At 56.5% G+C, this 21,276-nt stretch carries 20 protein-coding genes; 19 read left to right on the forward strand and 1 reads right to left on the reverse strand.

Annotation, left to right across the window (positions count from 1 at the left end; all coding sequences use genetic code 11):
- The first annotated feature begins 1 nt into the window (after position 1).
- Both rpoC and GOV87_RS06130 read left to right on the forward strand, forming a co-directional pair.
- Positions 2–4,243 (forward strand): DNA-directed RNA polymerase subunit beta', encoded by a 4,242-nt coding sequence (gene rpoC, locus GOV87_RS06125; protein WP_171211189.1) that lies wholly within the window; start codon positions 2–4, stop codon positions 4,241–4,243.
- A gap of 358 nt (positions 4,244–4,601) precedes the next feature.
- On the forward strand, positions 4,602–5,489 hold the full coding sequence (locus GOV87_RS06130) for a DMT family transporter (RefSeq protein ID WP_171211190.1): 888 nt from the start codon (positions 4,602–4,604) through the stop codon (positions 5,487–5,489).
- On the opposite strand, the gene GOV87_RS06135 is transcribed toward GOV87_RS06130, so the two are convergent.
- Positions 5,431–6,237: a putative rhamnosyl transferase gene (locus GOV87_RS06135; protein ID WP_171211191.1), complete on the reverse strand. Its 807-nt coding sequence runs from the start codon at positions 6,235–6,237 to the stop codon at positions 5,431–5,433. The two genes, GOV87_RS06130 and GOV87_RS06135, sit on opposite strands and share 59 nt — an antisense overlap.
- 398 nt (positions 6,238–6,635) lie before the next feature.
- On the opposite strand from GOV87_RS06135, the gene rpsL reads away from it, so the two are divergent.
- The 17 genes from rpsL to GOV87_RS06220 all read left to right on the forward strand — a co-directional run bounded on the left by rpsL (position 6,636) and on the right by GOV87_RS06220 (position 21,240).
- Positions 6,636–7,007: a 30S ribosomal protein S12 gene (rpsL, locus tag GOV87_RS06140; protein ID WP_005621086.1), complete on the forward strand. Its 372-nt coding sequence runs from the start codon at positions 6,636–6,638 to the stop codon at positions 7,005–7,007.
- A gap of 15 nt (positions 7,008–7,022) precedes the next feature.
- Positions 7,023–7,493, forward strand: coding sequence for a 30S ribosomal protein S7 (rpsG, locus tag GOV87_RS06145; protein WP_010441203.1), 471 nt, complete (start codon positions 7,023–7,025; stop codon positions 7,491–7,493).
- 18 nt (positions 7,494–7,511) lie between these two features.
- Positions 7,512–9,629: an elongation factor G gene (gene fusA, locus GOV87_RS06150; protein WP_171124295.1), complete on the forward strand. Its 2,118-nt coding sequence runs from the start codon at positions 7,512–7,514 to the stop codon at positions 9,627–9,629.
- A gap of 84 nt (positions 9,630–9,713) precedes the next feature.
- Positions 9,714–10,889 carry an elongation factor Tu gene (gene tuf / locus GOV87_RS06155; RefSeq protein WP_170337277.1) on the forward strand — a complete coding sequence of 392 codons (1,176 nt, stop codon included), beginning with the start codon at positions 9,714–9,716 and terminating at the stop codon, positions 10,887–10,889.
- Between the two features lie 259 nt (positions 10,890–11,148).
- Complete coding sequence (locus GOV87_RS06160) at positions 11,149–12,876, forward strand: amidohydrolase (protein WP_371813467.1); 1,728 nt, start codon at positions 11,149–11,151, stop codon at positions 12,874–12,876.
- Positions 12,877–13,050: 174 nt separating this feature from the next.
- Positions 13,051–13,365 (forward strand): 30S ribosomal protein S10, encoded by a 315-nt coding sequence (gene rpsJ / locus GOV87_RS06165; protein WP_008756422.1) that lies wholly within the window; start codon positions 13,051–13,053, stop codon positions 13,363–13,365.
- Between the two features lie 18 nt (positions 13,366–13,383).
- Complete coding sequence (gene rplC / locus GOV87_RS06170; protein ID WP_171126011.1) at positions 13,384–14,109, forward strand: 50S ribosomal protein L3; 726 nt, start codon at positions 13,384–13,386, stop codon at positions 14,107–14,109.
- Entirely contained in the window at positions 14,106–14,723 is a 618-nt protein-coding gene (gene rplD / locus GOV87_RS06175; protein WP_170694153.1) for a 50S ribosomal protein L4, read from the forward strand. Before rplC ends, rplD begins: the two co-directional genes overlap by 4 nt.
- Positions 14,720–15,016 carry a 50S ribosomal protein L23 gene (locus GOV87_RS06180; protein ID WP_008757532.1) on the forward strand — a complete coding sequence of 99 codons (297 nt, stop codon included), beginning with the start codon at positions 14,720–14,722 and terminating at the stop codon, positions 15,014–15,016. The genes rplD and GOV87_RS06180 overlap by 4 nt, the downstream gene beginning before the upstream one ends.
- A gap of 117 nt (positions 15,017–15,133) precedes the next feature.
- Positions 15,134–16,222 carry a hypothetical protein gene (locus GOV87_RS06185; protein WP_171211193.1) on the forward strand — a complete coding sequence of 363 codons (1,089 nt, stop codon included), beginning with the start codon at positions 15,134–15,136 and terminating at the stop codon, positions 16,220–16,222.
- Between the two features lie 213 nt (positions 16,223–16,435).
- The gene (rplB, locus tag GOV87_RS06190; RefSeq protein WP_171211194.1) at positions 16,436–17,278 is read left to right on the forward strand and encodes a 50S ribosomal protein L2; all 843 of its coding nucleotides are present in this window, start codon (positions 16,436–16,438) and stop codon (positions 17,276–17,278) included.
- 3 nt (positions 17,279–17,281) lie between these two features.
- Complete coding sequence (gene rpsS / locus GOV87_RS06195) at positions 17,282–17,560, forward strand: 30S ribosomal protein S19 (protein ID WP_005980699.1); 279 nt, start codon at positions 17,282–17,284, stop codon at positions 17,558–17,560.
- A gap of 3 nt (positions 17,561–17,563) precedes the next feature.
- Entirely contained in the window at positions 17,564–17,944 is a 381-nt protein-coding gene (rplV, locus tag GOV87_RS06200) for a 50S ribosomal protein L22 (RefSeq protein WP_039538267.1), read from the forward strand.
- On the forward strand, positions 17,944–18,654 hold the full coding sequence (gene rpsC, locus GOV87_RS06205; RefSeq protein ID WP_171211195.1) for a 30S ribosomal protein S3: 711 nt from the start codon (positions 17,944–17,946) through the stop codon (positions 18,652–18,654). The genes rplV and rpsC overlap by 1 nt, the downstream gene beginning before the upstream one ends.
- A 12-nt stretch (positions 18,655–18,666) precedes the next feature.
- Positions 18,667–19,080, forward strand: a complete 414-nt coding sequence (rplP, locus tag GOV87_RS06210) for a 50S ribosomal protein L16 (protein ID WP_058283513.1) — start codon at positions 18,667–18,669, stop codon at positions 19,078–19,080.
- A gap of 304 nt (positions 19,081–19,384) precedes the next feature.
- The gene (locus GOV87_RS06215) at positions 19,385–19,849 is read left to right on the forward strand and encodes an HPP family protein (protein ID WP_171211196.1); all 465 of its coding nucleotides are present in this window, start codon (positions 19,385–19,387) and stop codon (positions 19,847–19,849) included.
- 23 nt (positions 19,850–19,872) lie between these two features.
- Positions 19,873–21,240, forward strand: coding sequence for a sodium:proton antiporter (locus tag GOV87_RS06220; RefSeq protein ID WP_217360794.1), 1,368 nt, complete (start codon positions 19,873–19,875; stop codon positions 21,238–21,240).
- Positions 21,241–21,276: the final 36 nt, after the last annotated feature.

The following is a 21,276-nucleotide window of genomic DNA, read 5'->3' on the forward strand; positions in this document are numbered from 1 at the left end:
AATGAACCAGGAAATCACCAACAACCCGTTCAACCCGCTGACGCCCCCGAAGGTCTTTGACGAGATCAAGGTCTCACTGGCGTCGCCCGAGCGGATCCTGTCTTGGTCCTATGGCGAGATCAAGAAGCCCGAAACCATCAACTACCGGACGTTCAAGCCTGAACGTGACGGCCTGTTCTGCGCGCGGATCTTTGGCCCGATCAAAGACTACGAATGTCTGTGCGGCAAATATAAGCGGATGAAGTATCGCGGCGTTGTCTGCGAGAAATGCGGTGTGGAAGTCACCCTGCAGAAAGTCCGCCGCGAGCGTATGGGCCATATCGAACTGGCTGCGCCCGTTGCACATATCTGGTTCCTGAAATCGCTGCCGTCCCGCATCGGTCTGATGCTGGACATGACGCTGCGCGATCTGGAACGCGTTCTGTACTTTGAAAACTACGTCGTCATCGAGCCCGGTTTGACTGACCTGACCTACGGCCAGATGCTGACCGAAGAAGAGTACATGGACGCGCAGGATGCCTATGGCATGGACGCGTTCACCGCGAATATCGGTGCCGAAGCTATCCGTGAGATGCTGGCGCAGATCGATCTGGAAGCCGAAGCCGAGCAGTTGCGCGCTGATCTGGCAGAAGCTACCGGCGAGCTGAAGCCCAAGAAGATCATCAAGCGTTTGAAGGTTGTTGAATCCTTCCTCGAGTCGGGCAACCGGCCCGAATGGATGGTGATGACCGTGATCCCGGTCATTCCGCCGGAACTGCGTCCGCTGGTTCCGCTGGATGGTGGCCGTTTCGCGACTTCGGATCTGAACGATCTGTATCGCCGCGTCATCAACCGGAACAACCGTCTGAAGCGTCTGATCGAACTGCGTGCACCTGACATCATCGTCCGCAACGAAAAGCGGATGCTGCAGGAATCCGTAGATGCTCTGTTCGACAACGGCCGTCGCGGCCGCGTGATCACCGGCGCCAACAAGCGTCCGCTGAAATCGCTGTCGGACATGCTGAAAGGTAAGCAGGGTCGCTTCCGTCAGAACCTTCTGGGTAAGCGCGTCGACTTCTCGGGTCGTTCGGTCATCGTGACCGGTCCCGAGCTGAAGTTGCACCAGTGTGGTCTGCCCAAGAAGATGGCGCTGGAGCTGTTCAAGCCATTTATCTATTCGCGCCTCGAAGCCAAGGGTCTGTCTTCGACCGTGAAACAGGCGAAGAAACTGGTTGAGAAAGAGCGTCCCGAAGTGTGGGATATCCTCGACGAAGTGATCCGCGAACACCCTGTCATGCTGAACCGTGCGCCTACGCTGCACCGTCTTGGCATTCAGGCGTTCGAACCGGTTCTGATCGAAGGCAAAGCCATCCAGTTGCACCCGCTGGTCTGTTCGGCCTTTAACGCCGACTTCGATGGTGACCAGATGGCGGTTCACGTGCCTCTGAGCCTTGAGGCGCAGTTGGAAGCCCGTGTTCTGATGATGTCAACGAACAACGTTCTGTCGCCTGCAAACGGCGCGCCGATCATCGTTCCGTCGCAGGATATGATCCTGGGTCTCTACTATGTGACCCTGGAACGCGAAGGCATGCCGGGTGAAGGCAAGGTCTTTGGTTCGATCGAAGAAGTTCAGCACGCGCTGGACGCCGGTGAAGTGCACCTGCACACCAAGATCACCGCGCGGATCACGCAGATCGACGACGAAGGCAACGAAGTTCAGAAGCGTTACGAGACCACTCCGGGCCGTCTGCGTCTGGGTGCGTTGCTGCCGATGAACAACAAAGCGCCGTTCGAGCTGGTCAACCGCCTGCTGCGGAAGAAAGAAGTGCAGCAGGTGATCGACACCGTCTACCGTTACTGCGGTCAGAAAGAGTCGGTTATCTTCTGTGACCAGATCATGTCGATGGGCTTCAAAGAAGCGTTCAAGGCGGGCATCTCGTTCGGTAAGGACGACATGGTCATTCCGGGCGATAAGTGGGGCATCGTCGATGACACCCGCGATCAGGTGAAAGACTTTGAACAGCAGTACATGGACGGCCTGATCACTCAGGGCGAAAAGTACAACAAAGTTGTCGATGCCTGGTCGAAGTGTAACGACCGGGTGACCGACGCGATGATGAGCACAATCTCATCCTCGGATCGGGCAGAGGATGGGTCTGAACAGGAACCGAACTCGGTCTACATGATGGCACACTCGGGTGCGCGTGGCTCGGTCACTCAGATGAAACAGCTGGGTGGTATGCGCGGCCTGATGGCCAAGCCCAACGGCGACATCATCGAAACGCCGATCATCTCGAACTTTAAAGAAGGTCTGACCGTTCTCGAGTACTTCAACTCGACCCACGGTGCCCGTAAAGGTCTGTCGGATACCGCTCTGAAGACGGCGAACTCGGGTTACCTGACCCGTCGTCTGGTGGACGTGGCGCAAGACTGTATCGTTCGTGAGATCGACTGTGGCACCGAGCGTGCGATCACTGCCGAAGCAGCCGTGAACGATGGTGAGGTTGTCGCCTCGCTGGCCGAACGCGTGCTGGGCCGTGTGGCCGCAGACGATGTTCTGCGTCCGGGCACCGATGAGGTGATCGTGGCAGCCGGGCAGCTGATCGACGAACGTATGGCTGACACCATTGACGAAGCTGGCGTTGCCTCGATGCGCATCCGCTCGCCTCTGACCTGTGAGTCCGAGGAAGGCGTTTGTGCAACCTGCTACGGTCGTGACCTGGCTCGCGGTACCATGGTGAACACGGGTGAAGCTGTTGGCATCATCGCCGCGCAGTCGATCGGTGAACCCGGTACACAGCTGACCATGCGGACCTTCCACATCGGTGGTGTTGCGCAAGGTGGTCAGCAGTCGTTCCAGGAAGCCAACCAGGAAGGCGTTGTCGCGTTCGAAAACCCGCAGATTCTGGTCAATGCCGCAGGCGAAAGCCTGGTCATGGGCCGGAACATGAAGCTGGTGATCAACGACGAACACGGCGAAGAGCGTGCCAGCTTCAAGCTGGGCTATGGCTCCAAGCTGTTCGTCAAGGATGGCGCAACCGTTGCCCGTGGCGACAAGCTGTTCGAGTGGGATCCCTACACCCTGCCGATCATCGCCGAGAAAGCCGGTACTGCGAAATACGTTGACCTTGTTTCGGGCCTTGCTGTCCGCGACGAGACCGACGAAGCAACCGGTATGACCCAGAAGATCGTGATCGACTGGCGCGCTGCCCCTAAAGGCAGCGATCTCAAGCCCGAGATCATTCTGGTCGGTGAAGATGGCGAGCCGGTCCGCAACGACGCGGGCAACCCGGTTCACTATCCGATGTCGGTGGATGCGATCCTGTCAGTTGAAGACGGTCAGCAAATCGAAGCTGGTGACGTTGTCGCGCGTATCCCGCGTGAAGGTGCCAAGACCAAGGACATCACCGGTGGTCTGCCGCGTGTGGCCGAACTGTTCGAAGCCCGCCGTCCGAAAGATCACGCGATCATCGCAGAAGCCGATGGTTACGTACGCTTTGGCCGCGACTACAAGAACAAGCGCCGCATCAGCATCGAACCGGCTGACGAGTCCATGGAGACCATCGAATACATGGTACCCAAGGGCAAGCACATCCCGGTCGCCGAAGGGGATTTCATCCAGAAGGGTGAATACCTGATGGACGGTAATCCGGCTCCGCATGACATCCTGTCCATCATGGGTGTCGAAGCGCTGGCGGATTACATGATCGACGAGGTGCAGGACGTCTATCGCTTGCAGGGCGTGAAGATCAACGACAAGCACATCGAAGTTATCGTGCGCCAGATGCTGCAGAAGTGGGAGATCCTGGATTCAGGCGATACCACCCTGCTGAAAGGCGAACATGTCGACAAGCAAGAGTTCGACGCAGCCAACGAGAAGACCATCGCGCGCGGTGGTCGTCCGGCACAGGGCGAGCCGATCCTTCTGGGGATCACCAAAGCCTCGCTGCAAACGCGTTCGTTCATCTCGGCGGCGTCGTTCCAGGAAACCACCCGTGTGCTGACCGAAGCGTCGGTTCAGGGTAAGAAAGACAAACTGGTTGGCCTGAAAGAAAACGTCATCGTCGGTCGTCTGATCCCCGCCGGTACCGGTGGTGCGACCCAGGCCGTGCGTCAGGTTGCGCAATCGCGTGACAACGTGGTCATCGAAGCCCGCCGGGAAGAGGCCGAAGCCGCCGCTGCCCTTGCCGCTCCGGTCATTGACGACGACATGGTTGGTGATGAGCTGGACGTGGTGGTCGACACTCCGGAAAGCCGCGAATAAGCGAACCTTTAGAACAATGAACAGGCCCTGCGGAAACGTGGGGCCTTTTCTTTTGGTCAAAGCCGTCGCCTTCGCCGGATGATGGGTGCCAAGCGCTGAGGGTTAAGACCAGAAAATCGAGCGCGAATACATTAAACGCACCTTTTGCCGATACGCTATGGATTGGTGGTGATGCGGTTATTGCCTGAAACGTTGAGGGTCTTTCTCGAAAATAGTCTCGGAAAAAATAGTAATCTCAAAAATAATTTTTAATTTCAGTATTTTATACAAAATGACAATTTTGCGTTTCGGGGTCGAGTATTGACTTGTCATGCTTCGTCCGCGCGAATGTGCAGGACGATATTCGAGTTTTGTTTCAATGACCCCAAACATGAAAGGCGCCCTGTTGATGATGGGCAGCATGGCTGCGTTTACCATCAACGATACCTTGGTAAAGGTTGCAGGGGCCGAGGTTCCTTTGTTTCAGATGGTGGCAATGCGGGGTGTTCTGGCGACGGTACTTGTTTTCCTGCTGGTTCGCCATTTTGGGGCCCTGCATCTGAATTTTCCGCGCCATGACAAATGGCTTGTCGCCGCGCGATGCCTGGCCGAACTGTCGGCCACATTCTTCTTTTTGACGGCGCTTCTGCACATGCCGCTGGCGAATGTGACGGCAGTCCTTCAGGCCTTGCCGCTGACTGTAACACTGGGGGCTGCGCTTTTTTTCCGCGAATATATCGGTTGGCGACGGGTCGTTGCGATCGGGATGGGCTTTGTCGGCATGTTGTTGATCGTGCGGCCCGGCCCCGAGGGTTTTAGCGTTTTCTCAATTTATGCGCTGATTGCGGTGGCTTCGGTGACTGCACGGGACTTGATCACACGACGGATGTCCAGCCATGTGCCTTCGCTTGTTGTGACACTCGCAACGACTGTGACGATTACGTTGGCTGCAAGTGTCGCCACGTTTGTAACGGGATGGCAGCCCGTGCCGACCGAGGCGGGTATATTGGTCGCCTCCGCCGCCGTGTTTGTTCTGATGGGATACCTGTTCAGCGTTATGGTGATGCGCGAAGGGGATGTGGGTTTTATCGCACCTTTCCGCTATTCCAGCCTGATCTGGGCACTGGGGCTGGGTTGGGTGGTGTTCGGTGACTGGCCGGACGCAATTACAATGCTGGGCGCAGTGCTTGTCGTTGGCGCGGGTCTGTTTACGCTGTTCCGTGAACGCGCCGGACAGCGTCCTGTTCAATCGCGAAACGCGCGATAAACTCGCCTTCCTGTTCCGGGGTAAGGGGCAGTAACTCGGCGCTGTTTTTGCGGGCGTGGGGTGAGTCGTTGAACTGGTTCAGTGTGCGTACCCACATTGGCGCATCGGGATAGCTGATCACCGGCATGAAATTCCCCATCCGGTAATGAGAGAAATTCATGATCGTCAGGTCACACCCGCCGCGCACATACATGCCCAAACCCACACCGAGCAAAGGCTGAAACTTCGGCGCTGCCAAAATCCCATTGGGACCGAACCGTGCAAGAAATCCGCTGTTGTAGTCGATTGCGACAGTTTTATTCTTTTCAATCAGCCCTTTGCCGTCCTGCAGGGCAATTCGCAGCCGTTCGACGAAATCAACGGATACTGCATCGTCGTCGTCATGACGGAATTGCAGACAAGGCGCATCGGGGTTTTCACGTGCGGCGTTCAGAACTTCTTTCATGACGAGGCGCTGTCGCTTGGGCTCTCGGGCGATGATCCTGATTTGCTTCATACCCGTCGTCAAATCGTGAAGCCGGTCAAAGGCGGGCTTGGGCAGGCAATCACCTATCACGACCAGCAGTTGAAAATCCTCGTCGGTCTGTTCTTTGAAACAGGGCAGGGTGGTTGTTTCGAACAGGCGAAACCGCTCTTCCAGACGAGCGGGGTTATAGAGATAGGCGCGGCGCTCTTCGATCGTTTCATGTTCGATCTGAAAGCCGCCATAAGCAGGGTAAGAAAAGCGGCACAAGCCGATAACTTGCATGTTTCATCCATGAGGCGGGGCGTTGCCGGGGACTATGCCCACACGACCCGAAACTCGCAACGCCTGATGTGCTGGAAGTGCTGGGCAAACTGCGATAATTCAAGGCGAAGCCGTCAGTCGGGCACCAGATCAGGTGTGCTGTTGACACTTGGGCCGACTCCCCCTATTACGCGCGTCATCTCGGTACCGGGGGCCGCCCCATAACCGATTTCAGTAATGAACTGGTCAAGGTCCGGACAATTTTGCCGTTCGCGCCCTCTGATAACCAACCGCGACGTTCACCTCGGAATGGGAACGCTCGCGGGTTTTGCGCTTGTGGACGCATGAGTGCAGCAAAGTTTAACCGCACGCAATGCGCGTGCATGTCATGTGTGTTGCAAAACGGGGAAGAAACCGGAATGCCAACTATTCAACAGCTGATCCGCAAGCCGCGGCAGCCCAAAGTAAAACGCTCGAAGTCCATGCACCTGGAGCAATGCCCGCAGAAACGCGGCGTCTGCACACGTGTGTATACCACCACACCGAAAAAGCCGAACTCGGCTATGCGTAAGGTTGCCAAGGTGCGCCTGACCAACGGGTTCGAGGTCATCTCGTACATCCCCGGTGAAAGCCACAACCTGCAGGAACACTCGGTTGTTCTGATCCGTGGCGGCCGTGTGAAAGACCTTCCCGGTGTGCGTTACCACATCCTACGCGGTGTTCTGGATACTCAGGGCGTCAAAGATCGTAAGCAACGTCGTTCGAAATACGGCGCGAAGCGTCCCAAGTAAGAAGGAGAGGCTGATATGTCACGTCGTCACGCCGCCGAAAAACGCGAAGTCCTGCCTGACGCCAAATTTGGCGACAAGGTTCTGACCAAATTCATGAACAACCTGATGATCGACGGCAAGAAGTCGGTCGCAGAGCGCATCGTTTACAACGCGTTTGACCGCGTCGAGAACAAGGTAAAGCGCGCACCGGTCGAAGTGTTCCACGAAGCGCTCGACAACATCAAACCGTCGGTCGAGGTTCGCTCGCGCCGGGTTGGTGGTGCAACCTATCAGGTTCCGGTCGAAGTCCGCCCCGAACGCCGCGAAGCACTGGCCATCCGTTGGCTGATCACCGCTGCGCGCGGTCGCAACGAAAACACCATGGAAGAACGCCTCGCCGGCGAGCTGCTGGACGCTGTACAGTCCCGCGGTACCGCCGTGAAGAAGCGCGAAGACACCCACAAGATGGCCGAGGCGAACAAAGCCTTCAGCCACTACCGTTGGTAATCCAGAGGCTTATCAAAAATGGCACGCGAATATCCGCTCGAACTATACCGTAACTTCGGTATCATGGCGCACATCGACGCAGGTAAGACCACCTGCTCGGAGCGTATCCTGTATTACACTGGTAAATCCCACAACATCGGTGAGGTGCACGATGGTGCAGCCACCATGGACTGGATGGAGCAGGAGCAGGAACGCGGCATCACCATCACTTCGGCTGCGACTACCACTTTCTGGGAGCGCACCGAAGACGGTAAAACCGCCGATACCCCCAAGCACCGCCTGAACATCATCGACACCCCCGGCCACGTTGACTTCACCATCGAAGTTGAGCGTTCGCTGGCGGTTCTCGACGGTGCCGTCTGCGTTCTGGACGCAAACGCCGGTGTTGAGCCCCAGACCGAAACCGTGTGGCGTCAGGCTGACCGCTATAAGGTTCCGCGTATGGTTTTCGTCAACAAGATGGACAAGATCGGCGCAGACTTCTTCAACTGCGTTCGCATGATCGAAGACCGCACCGGTGCACGTGCTGTTCCGGTTGGCATTCCGATCGGCGCCGAGTCCGAGCTGGAAGGTCTGATCGACCTGGTCACCATGGAAGAATGGCTGTGGCAAGGTGAAGATCTGGGCGCAAGCTGGATCAAAGCTCCGATCCGCGACAGCCTGAAAGACATGGCTGACGAATGGCGCGGCAAGATGATCGAAGCGGCCGTCGAAATGGACGACGACGCGATGATGGAATACCTGGAAGGCAATGAGCCCGACGTTGAGACCCTGCGCGCCCTGCTGCGTAAAGGGACCCTGGACATCGCGTTTGTTCCGGTTCTGGGTGGTTCGGCGTTCAAGAACAAAGGTGTTCAGCCGCTGCTGAACGCTGTGATCGACTATCTGCCCAGCCCGCTGGACGTTGTTGATTACATGGGCTTCGCCCCCGGCGACGAAAACGAAGAGCGTAACATCGCACGTCGTGCAGACGACGACATGGCGTTCTCGGGTCTGGCGTTCAAAATCATGAACGACCCCTTCGTTGGCTCGCTGACCTTCACCCGGATTTACTCGGGCACCATGAACAAGGGTGACTCGATCCTGAACTCGACCAAAGGTAAGAAAGAGCGCATCGGTCGTATGATGATGATGCACTCGAACAACCGGGAAGAGATCGAAGAAGCGTTTGCAGGCGACATCATCGCGCTGGCGGGTCTGAAAGACACCACCACCGGTGACACACTGTGTGACGCGAAAGAGCCGGTGGTACTGGAAACCATGACCTTCCCCGATCCGGTGATCGAAATCGCGGTCGAGCCCAAAACCAAGGGCGACCAAGAGAAGATGTCTCAGGGTCTGGCCCGTCTGGCCGCCGAAGACCCGTCCTTCCGTGTGGAAACTGATCTGGAATCGGGTCAGACCATCATGAAGGGTATGGGCGAACTTCACCTGGACATCCTGGTTGACCGTCTGAAGCGCGAGTTCAAGGTTGAAGCGAACATTGGTGCGCCGCAGGTGGCCTATCGTGAGACCATCTCGATGCCGGTCGAGCACACCTACACCCACAAGAAACAGTCGGGTGGTTCGGGTCAGTTCGGTGAAGTTAAACTGGAAATCCAGCCGACCGAACCGGGCGAAGGTTATTCGTTCGAAAGCCGCATCGTTGGTGGTGCCGTTCCGAAGGAATACATTCCGGGCGTTGAAAAAGGCATCAACTCGGTCATGGACAGCGGCCCGCTGGCTGGCTTCCCCGTGATCGACTTCAAGGTTGCCTTGCTGGACGGTAAGTTCCACGACGTTGACTCGAGCGTTCTGGCGTTCGAAATTGCGGCCCGTATGTGTATGCGTGAAGGCATGCGCAAAGCTGGCGCGAAACTGCTGGAACCGATCATGAAGGTCGAAGTGATCACACCGGAAGAATATACCGGCGGTATCATCGGCGACCTGACCTCGCGTCGCGGCCAGGTGTCTGGTCAGGAACCGCGCGGCAACGCGATCGCGATCGACGCGTTCGTTCCGCTGGCGAACATGTTCGGCTACATCAACACCCTGCGTTCGATGTCGTCGGGCCGTGCCCAGTTCACCATGCAGTTCGACCACTACGATCCGGTTCCGCAGAACATCTCGGACGAGATTCAGGCGAAATACGCATAAGACGGTGCGCCGGGCTAAGGCCCGGCCTACCAAATACCCGTAGGCCGGGCTTTAGCCCGGCACCCGCAAATTAAGGAGGCCATCATGGCAAAGGAAAAGTTTGAGCGTACAAAACCGCACGTCAACATCGGCACGATTGGCCACGTTGACCATGGTAAAACGACGCTGACCGCAGCAATCACCAAGTATTTCGGTGACTTCAAAGCGTATGACCAGATTGACGGAGCGCCGGAAGAAAAAGCGCGCGGCATCACCATCTCGACCGCCCACGTGGAATACGAGACTGACAACCGCCACTATGCGCACGTTGACTGCCCCGGCCACGCCGACTACGTCAAGAACATGATCACCGGTGCTGCCCAGATGGACGGCGCGATCCTGGTTGTGAACGCCGCAGACGGCCCGATGCCGCAAACGCGCGAGCACATCCTGCTGGGCCGCCAGGTTGGCATCCCGAAAATGGTCGTGTTCATGAACAAAGTTGACCAGGTTGACGACGAAGAGCTGCTGGAACTGGTTGAGATGGAAGTTCGCGAACTGCTGTCCAGCTACGACTACCCCGGCGACGATGTTCCGATCATCGCAGGTTCGGCTCTGGCGGCGATGGAAGGCAACAACCCGGAAATCGGCGAAGAGAAGATCAAAGAGCTGATGGCGGCTGTTGACGACTACATCGACACCCCTGAGCGTGAAGTTGACAAGCCGTTCCTGATGCCTGTTGAAGACGTGTTCTCGATCTCGGGTCGTGGTACCGTTGTGACCGGTCGTGTCGAGCGTGGCGTGATCAACGTTGGCGACGAGATCGAAATCGTCGGCATCCGCGACACTCAGAAAACCACCTGTACCGGTGTTGAAATGTTCCGCAAGCTGCTGGATCGCGGTGAAGCGGGCGACAACATCGGCGCCCTGCTGCGCGGTATCGACCGTGACGGCGTTGAGCGTGGCCAGGTTCTGTGTAAGCCGGGTTCGGTTACACCGCACACCAAGTTCGAAGCCGAAGCCTATATCCTGACCAAGGAAGAAGGCGGCCGTCACACGCCGTTCTTCGCGAACTACCGTCCGCAGTTCTACTTCCGTACGACTGACGTGACCGGCACCGTGACCCTGGCGGCTGGCACCGAGATGGTTATGCCCGGCGACAACGTCGGCTTCACCGTCGAGCTGATCGCACCGATCGCGATGGAAGACGGCCTGCGCTTCGCCATCCGTGAAGGCGGCCGTACCGTTGGCGCCGGCGTTGTGTCGAAAATCATCGAATAATCGGTCGGACGGGCTTCAGCCCGGCGCATCGATAAAACTAAAGAAGGCCGCTCCAAACAGGGCGGCCTTTTTCTTTTTTGCCTAAGCTACCTGAGGTGCTAGCTTCATTCTTATTAACAAATTGCAATTAAAAAGAGGTCATAAGATGCTTTTCTCGGCTCGTTCAGTTTGTCTTGTCGCGGCTGTTGCTTGCTTATCTACCTCGGCATCCTCGCAAGAAACCGCGGATAGGATTTATCTCGGGGGACCAATCGTTACGATGAACGACGCGGCTCAGTCAGCCGAAGCTGTCGCTGTCAAAGATGGGCGCATTCTTGCGGTGGGAGCGCTTTCTGATGTGTCGGCCCATCAAGGGAGCGCAACCGAAACCTTCGACTTGGAAGGGCGGGCGATGCTTCCGGGTTTCGTCGACAGCCATGGGCATGTCGTCATGGGGGGCTTGCAGGCTTTGTCTGCGAACCTTCTCGCGCCGCCGGATGGAGAGGTGGTTGATATCGCAAGTCTGCAATCCACGCTTTCAAATTGGGCCGACGAGAATGCGCAGGCTGTCGAACAGGTTAAAATGATCATTGGCTTCGGCTACGACAATGCCCAGCTAAAGGAGCTTCGCCACCCAACACGGCAAGAGCTGGACCAGGTTTCTGAGGAATTTCCTGTCATAATCGTTCATCAATCCGGGCACTTGGGTGTCGCGAATTCAAAAGCCTTGGAACTGGCTGGCATCACTGCCGCTTCCGAGGCTCCTCCGGGCGGTGTAATTCAACGTGACGAGACTGGTGAGCCGAACGGTGTGCTGGAAGAGTACGCATTCTTTTCGGTCCTTGTACCCATGTTGGGAAATCTGGGTGAAGATGGTCTGGCAGAATTTGCCAAAGCGGGCACACAGCTTTGGGCCAAATTTGGGTATACGACCGGACAAGAAGGTCGCTCATCTGGCGAAATTGTCGAGGTTCTGAGGAAGGTTGCCGCCGAAGACGGGCTTCCCATTGACGTAGTCGCGTTTCCGGATGTTCTTGAGGCGCGGGATTTCATCGGCGCGAACACGTCTAGGAACTATGAAAACCGTGTCCGGGTCGGGGGCTGCAAGCTTACGATTGACGGCTCGCCTCAGGGGTTCACAGCATTGAGGGATCGACCCTATTACGATCCGGTAGGGAACTATGTTCCAGGGTATGCGGGATACGCCGCCATCACGATGGAGCAATTCCAAGACGCGGTGAACTGGTGTTTTGAGAACGGTTTCCAAATTCTCGTTCATTCCAATGGCGAAGGCGCATCTGACATGCTTATTGCGGCCTTAGAAGAAGCGCAGATCAAGTATGGCGATCCCGGTAACCGCCCAGTTCTTATTCACGGGCAGTTTCTAAGGGAGGATCAGGTCGCAAGCTTTAAACGGTTGGGTGTTTTCCCATCCCTGTTCCCGATGCACACATTCTATTGGGGCGACTGGCACCGGGACCACACGGTTGGGCCGGTGAATGCGGACAACATCTCGCCGACCGGGTGGCTGCGCGAGCGTGACATGATGTTTGGCACGCATCATGATGCCCCGGTGGCCTTTCCGGACAGTATGCGGGTCCTGGCCGCAACCGTCACCCGGCGCACTCGGTCCGGCGACATTTTGGGCCCGCATCAAAGGGTTGATGTCATGACCGCCTTGAAAGCCATGACAATCTGGCCCGCCTGGCAGCATTTCGAGGAGAACGAAAAAGGCTCGATTGAAATGGGGAAAGTAGCAGATTTTGTAATCTTGTCAGACGATCCCACGGCGATTGACCCAGAGACATTGGCCGAACTCAAAGTGCTCTTGACGGTAAAGGGCGACGAGGTCGTCTATGAAGCCGTAGAGGAAGTCAAAGAAGGTAACCTGCAGTTCTCGCCGTTTTCGAATGACCCTGTGATTGCTCATCTTTTCCTGCACGCAGTTTATCAAGGCATGAAGGTTGAAGATCCATGGTTAAGCAACCGCATGTCTGACGATCAATAAGAGGGTAGTCTTTATGGCGTTTGCCTCTTGCCAAACCGCACCAACCCCACTAATACGCGCGAGTTCTCAATGAGAACGTCAAGGCGGGGTGATTCCCGCCTTTTGGGTTCGAAGAGGGTTGGCGATGCGCGTCTGTCCTCCTCTCAACCTCAACGCCTAAAAAAGGCTGTTAATATGCAAAGCCAAAACATCCGTATTCGGCTGAAGGCATTTGACTATCGCGTTCTGGATGCCAGCACGCAAGAGATCGTCAACACTGCCAAGCGGACCGGCGCGAACGTGCGCGGCCCGATCCCGCTGCCGAACAAGATTGAGAAGTTCACGGTTCTCCGTGGCCCTCACGTTGACAAGAAATCCCGCGACCAGTTCGAGATCCGTACGCACAAGCGTCTGCTCGACATCGTTGATCCGACCCCCCAGACCGTTGACGCGCTGATGAAGCTCGACCTCGCTGCTGGTGTGGACGTCGAGATCAAGCTGCAGTCGTAAGATCGGAGGGTATAGATTATGCGCTCTGGTATTATCGCAAAAAAAGTTGGCATGACCCGCCTGTTCATGGAAGACGGCAAGCAGATCCCTGTGACCGTTCTTCACCTGGACAACCTGCAGGTCGTTGCACAGCGTACCGCTGACAAAGACGGCTACACCGCCGTTCAGCTGGGCGCCGGTGCTGCCAAGGCAAAACGCACCTCGAAAGCCATGCGCGGTCACTATGCCGCTGCCAAGGTTGAGCCCAAGCGTAAGCTGGCCGAGTTCCGCGTCTCCGAAGACGGCCTGATCGAAGTGGGCGCCGAGATTTCGGCAGAACACTTCCTGGAAGGTCAGAAAGTTGACGTTTCGGGCACCTCGATCGGTAAAGGCTTTGCCGGTGCGATGAAGCGCCACAACTTCGGTGGTCTGCGCGCTTCGCACGGTGTTTCGATCAGCCACCGTTCGCACGGTTCGACCGGTCAGTGTCAGGATCCGGGCAAGGTTTTCAAAGGCAAGAAGATGGCCGGTCACATGGGTGCTGCCCGTGTAACCACCCAGAACCTGGAAGTCGTCAAAACCGACGCCGACCGGAACCTGGTCTTCATCAAAGGCGCCGTTCCCGGACCGAAATCGGGCTGGGTCACCGTCAAGGACGCCGTCAAGAAGAAAGCACCCGAAGGCCTGCCTTTCCCGGCAGCCGTAAAAGGTGCCGCAACTGAAGCACCTGCGGAAGAAGCTCCCGCGGAAGGTGGTGAAGCATGAAACTTGATGTAATCAAACTGGACGGCGGCAAAGCCGGCAACATCGAGCTGGATGCTGACCTGTTCGGCCTCGAGCCGCGCGCGGACATCCTGCACCGTGTGGTCCGTTGGCAGCGCAACAACGCGCAGGCTGGCACCCACAAGGTCAAGACCCGCTCGGAAACCAGCTATTCGACCAAGAAGATCTATCGCCAGAAAGGCACCGGTGGCGCACGCCATGGTGATCGTAACGCGCCGATCTTCCGCAAGGGTGGTATCTACAAAGGCCCGACCCCGCGTTCGCACGGCCACGACCTGCCGAAGAAGTTCCGCAAGCTTGGCCTGCGCCACGCTCTGTCGGCCAAAGCCAAAGCAGGTGAGCTGGTTGTGATCGAGAACGCCGAAGCCGAAGGCAAGACCGCCGCTCTGGCCAAACAGGTTGCAAACCTGGGCTGGAAACGCGCTCTGGTCATCGACGGCGCGACCGTGAACGAAGGGTTCCTGAAAGCGTCGAAGAACATCGAAGGTCTGGATATCCTGCCGTCGATGGGCGCAAACGTCTATGACATCCTCAAGCGTGACACCCTGGTGCTCACCAAAGCGGCTGTCGAAGCACTGGAGGCTCGTCTGAAATGAGCGCGAAGGCAGAACATTACGACGTGATCCGCAAGCCGATCATCACTGAGAAGTCGACCATGGCATCCGAGAATGGCGCGGTTGTCTTTGAAGTGGCGATCGACAGCAACAAGCCGCAGATCAAAGAGGCCGTTGAGGCGCTGTTTGGTGTGAAGGTCAAAGCGGTGAACACCACCGTGACCAAAGGCAAGGTCAAGCGGTTCCGCGGCCAGCTGGGCCGTCGGAAAGACGTCAAAAAAGCATATGTGACCCTGGAAGAGGGGAACACCATCGACGTGAGTACCGGTCTCTGATCGGAACGGTCTTTGGAGAGAGATAAAGGCCCCCGCGAAAGCGGGGGTTTTTTTGTTGCGGGGTTCTGCTAGGAAGCCTGTGTTCGTGAGATTACAGGCAAAGTGCGGAGAAGTGTATTGAAGTCCGTTTTTTTGGTGTTTCTGATCTTGATATCTGGCTTGGTCAACAGCGCGATGGCGCAGGAAGGCCAAGCGGGATTTGCTTTTAGAGGCGAGGTTTCGACTGCGGCAAATGAGGCTGCTGCTCTAGCGTCAATTTTGGAAGAGCAGCTATTTATTGGCCTTCCATATGCCGAGGGTTGGACGTGTGAAAGGAGTTCTCAAAATGAAGAGTTTGATGCCCCATTGCTTCGCGCTGTACCTGCTGTTTTTCTGACGTGTAGCAAGAACCATCAGGTTCTTTCAGTGAACTTCATTCTTGAAACTGCACATGCTGAGTTACTCTGCAATTCTGTCGACTTGAAGAAAACGGGGATATCCGATGGGCGCGTTAAGCCGGACCTTTTTCGATTTTTTGAGACCGACTCTTGGAGTTTGATGCGTGCTTCGGTGGATTTACGCGGGTGTTCTCATAATGTCCTTGCGTTTTCGGTGAACGGCTCCCGCAGCCAAAGCTCCATAGACGCGGGGTTCGATCTCATTGACGAGTACGGCCAAGCAATACTTGGAATGACGATTGATGATCTCATCAATTCCGAAACTTACGCGCAGCATCAAAGCGCCACGCAGAGACTCGTTGCGCTGCTGAAAGCGCAATCCGAAGCGCTTGCAGCTGTTATCCCGTCGCAGGAAATGAATGCGGCAGGTCACGTTCGGCTAACGCCATCTGATTATATACCTTGGCAAATGTTCCCGTTGGCAATTGAGTTAGGGGCCAGCCCGTCGGCGCGCACGACGCTAGATATTAAAGGCTGCAAAGTTCTGGTTGTCTTATCTGCTGGAGAAAGGACCATTCGTGAAGCGAAGTGGATTGAGTCTGGGGGCGCAGACGGGCGGAAAACCGGCTCGTATGTACGACGAAAAACCGAGAGATTCGTTGGTCGGGAACATATAGAAGGAACGAGTGTCGAAATTCTCATGGATGGCAGGGTATTGGTAAGGGTCCTTCTTTCAGAGGGCGGTGTTTGTGAGAGCAATCCCTATATTGTAAGTGAGATTTTTGGAGAAATTTCCCAATATGATTTTAGCTTGTTCGGTGTTGATTGAGCAGACGTCTATCTTGTTCGGGTTTGCTCACAACCCCTATAGACACCCACGCCCAACCCTGTTACACGCTCCCAATCTTGCGGCCTCGGATTCGTTCCGGGGCCTCTGATGTTTGTAACCGGGGACCTTCGGGGCCCTATACCCTTGGCACCTACGGGGGCCTATCACATAGCAGGGAAACCCCCTGCACTTGCTAAACGGAAGACAGAAAGCATGGCACTCAAGTCGTACAAGCCGACGACGCCGGGCCAGCGCGGGCTGGTGCTGATCGACCGTTCGGAGCTTTGGAAAGGACGTCCGGTCAAGTCTCTCACTGAGGGTTTGACCAAATCGGGCGGCCGGAACAACACCGGACGGATCACTTCACGCCGCCGCGGCGGTGGCGCAAAGCGTCTCTACCGGATCGTTGACTTCAAACGGAACAAATTTGATGTCGCGGCAACCGTCGAGCGGATCGAATATGACCCGAACCGGACCGCATTCATCGCACTGGTAAAATACGAAGACGGCGAGCAGGCATATATCCTGGCTCCGCAGCGTCTGGCTGTTGGTGACAAAGTCATCTCGTCGGCAAAAGCCGACATCAAGCCGGGCAACGCAATGCCGTTCTCGGGCATGCCGATCGGTACCATCGTCCACAACATCGAGATGAAGCCTGGCAAAGGCGGTCAGATCGCACGTGCGGCCGGTACTTACGCGCAATTCGTTGGCCGCGATGGTGGCTACGCTCAGATCCGTCTGAGCTCGGGCGAACTGCGTCTTGTCCGTCAGGAATGCATGGCCACCGTTGGTGCCGTGTCCAACCCCGACAACAGCAACCAAAACCTCGGTAAAGCCGGTCGTATGCGCCACAAGGGCGTTCGTCCGTCGGTTCGTGGTGTTGCAATGAACCCGATCGATCACCCGCACGGTGGTGGTGAAGGTCGTACCTCGGGTGGCCGTACGCCGGTTACTCCGTGGGGTAAGGACACCAAGGGTAAGCGTACCCGCAACAAGAACAAAGCGTCCCAGAAGCTGATCATCCGCTCGCGGCACGCCAAGAAGAAGGGACGTTAATCTATGTCTCGCTCTGTTTGGAAGGGTCCTTTCGTCGATGCTTACGTGCTGAAAAAAGCCGAAGCAGCGCGCGAGTCGGGCCGCAACGAAGTCATCAAAATCTGGTCGCGTCGTTCCACCATTCTGCCCCAGTTCGTGGGTCTGACCTTTGGTGTGTACAACGGCCAGAAGCACATTCCCGTCAACGTCTCGGAAGACATGATCGGTCAGAAGTTCGGTGAATACTCGCCGACCCGTACCTATTATGGCCACGCCGCAGACAAAAAAGCGAAGCGGAAGTAAGTCATGGGCAAGGAAAAGAACCCCCGCCGCGTGGCTGAAAACGAAGCAATGGCGAAAACCCGTATGCTTCGCACCAGCCCGCAGAAACTGAACCTGGTTGCGCAAATGATCCGCGGCAAGAAAGTTGAGAAGGCTCTGACCGACCTGACTTTCAGCAACAAGCGTGTCGCGCAGGACGTCAAGAAGTGCCTGCAGTCCGCAATCGCGAATGCTGAAAACAACCACAACCTGGACGTTGACGAGCTGATCGTCGCCGAAGCATGGGTTGGCAAGAACCTGGTCATGAAGCGCGGTCGTCCGCGTGCCCGTGGTCGTTTCGGCAAGATCATGAAGCCGTTCTCGGAGATCACCATCAAGGTGCGTCAAGTTGAGGAGCAAGCCTAATGGGTCATAAAGTAAATCCGATCGGCATGCGCCTACAGGTCAACCGCACCTGGGATAGCCGCTGGTACGCCGACACCAAGGACTACGGTGATCTTCTGCTGGAAGACCTCAAAATCCGTGAGTTCATTAACAAAGAGTGCAAGCAGGCCGGTGTTGCCCGTGTGATCATCGAACGTCCGCACAAGAAGTGCCGCGTTACGATCCACACCGCACGTCCCGGTGTCATCATCGGCAAGAAAGGTGCGGACATCGAAGTTCTGCGCAAAAAGCTTGCTCGTATGACCGACAGCGAACTGCACCTGAACATCGTCGAAGTGCGCAAGCCCGAGCTTGACGCGCAGCTGGTTGCCGAGTCCATCGCTCAGCAGCTGGAACGTCGTGTTTCGTTCCGTCGCGCCATGAAGCGCTCGGTTCAGAACGCCATGCGCATGGGCGCCCTGGGTATCCGGGTGAACGTCGCTGGTCGTCTGGGCGGCGCCGAAATCGCACGGACCGAGTGGTACCGCGAAGGCCGCGTGCCTCTGCACACCCTGCGTGCCGACATCGATTACGCACATGCCGAAGCGCTGACCCCCTACGGGATCATCGGGATCAAGGTCTGGATCTTCAAAGGTGAGATCATGGAGCACGATCCGCAGGCACGTGACCGTAAAGCACAGGAACTCCAGGACGGCCCTGCACCTCGTGGTGCTGGTGGCGGTCGTCGCTAAGGAGGGAAAGATATGCTTCAACCAAAGCGTACTAAATTCCGCAAGATGCACAAAGGCCGGATCAAGGGTCTCGCCAAAGGCGGCTCTGATCTGAACTTTGGCACCTACGGCCTGAAGGCTCTTGAGCCTGAGCGTGTAACCGCACGCCAGATCGAAGCTGCACGTCGTGCCATGACGCGCCACATGAAGCGTCAGGGTCGTGTTTGGATCCGCATCTTCCCCGACACTCCGGTCACGGCCAAGCCGATCGAAGTTCGTATGGGTAAAGGTAAAGGTTCGGTCGACCGCTGGGCCTGCAAAGTCAAGCCTGGCCGCGTGATGTTCGAGATCGATGGCGTCAATGACGACATCGCCCGCGAGGCCCTGCGCCTGGCCGCGATGAAGCTGCCGATCAAGACCCGCGTCGTGGTTCGCGAAGACTGGTAAACAGTCTGGGGAAACCCAAAGAACATGGCCCCTGCCGAACGCTCGGCGGGGGCCTTTTTCGTTTTAGCTGTTTGCGATGAGCGACCAGTGTGTTGTTTCCGAAATTCAATACCGGCATTGCAAAAATCATGCAGCTCAGGGGTGCAAAATCCCCTGATCTGGTGAAAAGAAGCCCCCACACTTATTCCCGATCAAAGCTTGGGCAGTTCAATCCCTTAACTTGGTTTGAGCGCGTATGATATCCTGGCTTTGCCACCCCGTTGAAAGACCGAGAGCACGAATGGGCCTTACTTGCAGGGACGTCATGGTCCCCCCAGAAATTCAGAAGACAATCCATCCCGATGATACCGTCGCAAAGGCGTTCGAGATCATTCGCGACAGCCGGGCCCGGTTCCTGCCTGTGGTTTCCGACGACGGAAGCTTTCAGGGCGTGTTTACCGCTCCAACGCTCATCAAGATGATCTTGCCTCAAGCCGCACGGATTGGCGTCAGCTCTGAAACGGCCCGTGTGCCGATCGCAAATCTCAGCTTCATGGACCTGACCAAAGAGGACTTCGGAGAGCAGATTAAGCGTCTGAACGAAGAACGGGTCGGGGATCACATGTCTGAACCCGCAAATATTCCAGTGACCGCGCCCGATACTCCGGTCATGGAAGGCATTTTCCTGATCCACAAATTCAAGCGCCACGTCTTCCTTGTTGAGCCCGATACCAATCGTTTTGTGGGCACAGTCAGCCCCAATTCGCTGATTGAACACGCGCTAAGTTAACCCCTAAATACCGGATCAGACCCTTGACCAACCATTCCGTTTCGCACGGAGAACACGCGTTCTCTGTCCCTCAACTGTTGGGAATTGATCCCCTTTGGATCGCCACCGGTATTCTGATTGCTGTTTATGCTGTCCTGATTACCGAAAAAGTTAATCGCGCAATTTTGGCCATGCTGGGGGCGTCATTGATGGTGCTTTTTGGCATCATTAATCAGGAACAGGCCGTGGCAGGGGTGGACGCCAACACCCTGGCCCTGTTGATCGGCATGATGGTGATTGTGGGTATCACCAGTAAGAGCGGCTTGTTTCAGTACGTCGCAATCAAGGCGGCCAAGGTGGTCAAGGCCAACCCTACGGGTATCCTGATCATGCTGACCCTGATTACCGCGGTCTTCTCTGCTCTGCTGGACAACGTGACGACCGTTCTGCTGATTGCCCCGATAACCTTGCTGATCACGGACGCGCTGGATACGCCTGTATTTCCGTTTTTCTTCGCCGAAATTCTGGCGTCGAATGTTGGAGGGACGGCGACCTTGATCGGTGACCCGCCCAACATCATCATCGGCTCGGCCGCCGGGCTCAGTTTCAATGAATTCGTGGTGAACCTGGCGCCGATATCAGCCATCTGTCTGGTTGTGCTGACCGGGATCATTTACCTGATGAACCGGCGTACTCTGGCCGCCATTCCCAAGTCGGCCAGCGAAAAGATCATGCGGTTCAACGAAGACGAGGCGATCACGGACGTTCGCCTGATGATCAAATCCCTGTCTGTTCTGGCGCTGGTTCTTCTGGGCTTTACGCTTGGCCATGGTTACGGCATCCAACCGGGGACTTCCGCGCTGGCTGGGGCTGGGTTGTTGATGTTGTTAGCCTACGGTCACCAAAGCGGTGAAGAACAATCCGAGTCCGTGCACCATATTTTTGGTGAGGTCGAATGGATCACGATTTTCTTCTTCGGTGGCTTGTTCGTGATTGTCGCAGGTGTCGAGCATGTGGGGCTGCTGGAGTTCTTCGGCCAGAAGGTGCTGGAACTGACCGAAGGTGACATGATGTGGACCGCGTTCTTCATCTTCTGGGCGTCGGGCATTCTGTCGGCCATTCTGGACAATATCCCTTTTGTTGCCACGATGATCCCGCTGATTGAATCCACCGCTGACACATTCGGCGGCCCGGATGCGATCGAGCCGCTGTGGTGGTCGCTTGCTCTGGGTGCCTGTTTGGGTGGCAACGGGACCCTGTTGGGCGCCAGCGCGAACCTGACCGTTGCGGCCTTTGCCGAGAAAGCCAAACAGCCGATCGGTTTTGTCAAATTCGCGATCATGGCCTTTCCAATCATGATCCTGACCCTGATGATCGCCAACGTCTATATCTGGCTGCGCTACTTTTTTTAAGGCACCCGACCAGCCGCTTTTCTGGGGCGGCTGGTC

This window comes from Ruegeria sp. HKCCA5426 (assembly GCF_013034585.1).
Classification (GTDB): Bacteria; Pseudomonadota; Alphaproteobacteria; order Rhodobacterales; family Rhodobacteraceae; genus Ruegeria.

Excerpts from the sequence above, each read along its gene's own strand:
- rplP (WP_058283513.1), top strand. The coding sequence starts at position 18,667 with ATGCTTCAACCAAAGCGTACTAAATTCCGCAAGATGCACAAAGGCCGG.
- rplB (WP_171211194.1), top strand. The coding sequence starts at position 16,436 with ATGGCACTCAAGTCGTACAAGCCGACGACGCCGGGCCAGCGCGGGCTG.
- rpsC (WP_171211195.1), top strand. The coding sequence starts at position 17,944 with ATGGGTCATAAAGTAAATCCGATCGGCATGCGCCTACAGGTCAACCGC.
- rpoC (WP_171211189.1), top strand. The coding sequence starts at position 2 with ATGAACCAGGAAATCACCAACAACCCGTTCAACCCGCTGACGCCCCCG.
- tuf (WP_170337277.1), top strand. The coding sequence starts at position 9,714 with ATGGCAAAGGAAAAGTTTGAGCGTACAAAACCGCACGTCAACATCGGC.
- rpsL (WP_005621086.1), top strand. The coding sequence starts at position 6,636 with ATGCCAACTATTCAACAGCTGATCCGCAAGCCGCGGCAGCCCAAAGTA.
- GOV87_RS06215 (WP_171211196.1), top strand. The coding sequence starts at position 19,385 with ATGGTCCCCCCAGAAATTCAGAAGACAATCCATCCCGATGATACCGTC.
- rplC (WP_171126011.1), top strand. The coding sequence starts at position 13,384 with ATGCGCTCTGGTATTATCGCAAAAAAAGTTGGCATGACCCGCCTGTTC.
- rpsG (WP_010441203.1), top strand. The coding sequence starts at position 7,023 with ATGTCACGTCGTCACGCCGCCGAAAAACGCGAAGTCCTGCCTGACGCC.
- GOV87_RS06180 (WP_008757532.1), top strand. The coding sequence starts at position 14,720 with ATGAGCGCGAAGGCAGAACATTACGACGTGATCCGCAAGCCGATCATC.
- GOV87_RS06160 (WP_371813467.1), top strand. The coding sequence starts at position 11,149 with ATGAACGACGCGGCTCAGTCAGCCGAAGCTGTCGCTGTCAAAGATGGG.
- rpsS (WP_005980699.1), top strand. The coding sequence starts at position 17,282 with ATGTCTCGCTCTGTTTGGAAGGGTCCTTTCGTCGATGCTTACGTGCTG.
- GOV87_RS06130 (WP_171211190.1), top strand. The coding sequence starts at position 4,602 with ATGACCCCAAACATGAAAGGCGCCCTGTTGATGATGGGCAGCATGGCT.
- fusA (WP_171124295.1), top strand. The coding sequence starts at position 7,512 with ATGGCACGCGAATATCCGCTCGAACTATACCGTAACTTCGGTATCATG.
- rpsJ (WP_008756422.1), top strand. The coding sequence starts at position 13,051 with ATGCAAAGCCAAAACATCCGTATTCGGCTGAAGGCATTTGACTATCGC.
- GOV87_RS06135 (WP_171211191.1), bottom strand. The coding sequence starts at position 6,237 with ATGCAAGTTATCGGCTTGTGCCGCTTTTCTTACCCTGCTTATGGCGGC.
- rplV (WP_039538267.1), top strand. The coding sequence starts at position 17,564 with ATGGGCAAGGAAAAGAACCCCCGCCGCGTGGCTGAAAACGAAGCAATG.
- rplD (WP_170694153.1), top strand. The coding sequence starts at position 14,106 with ATGAAACTTGATGTAATCAAACTGGACGGCGGCAAAGCCGGCAACATC.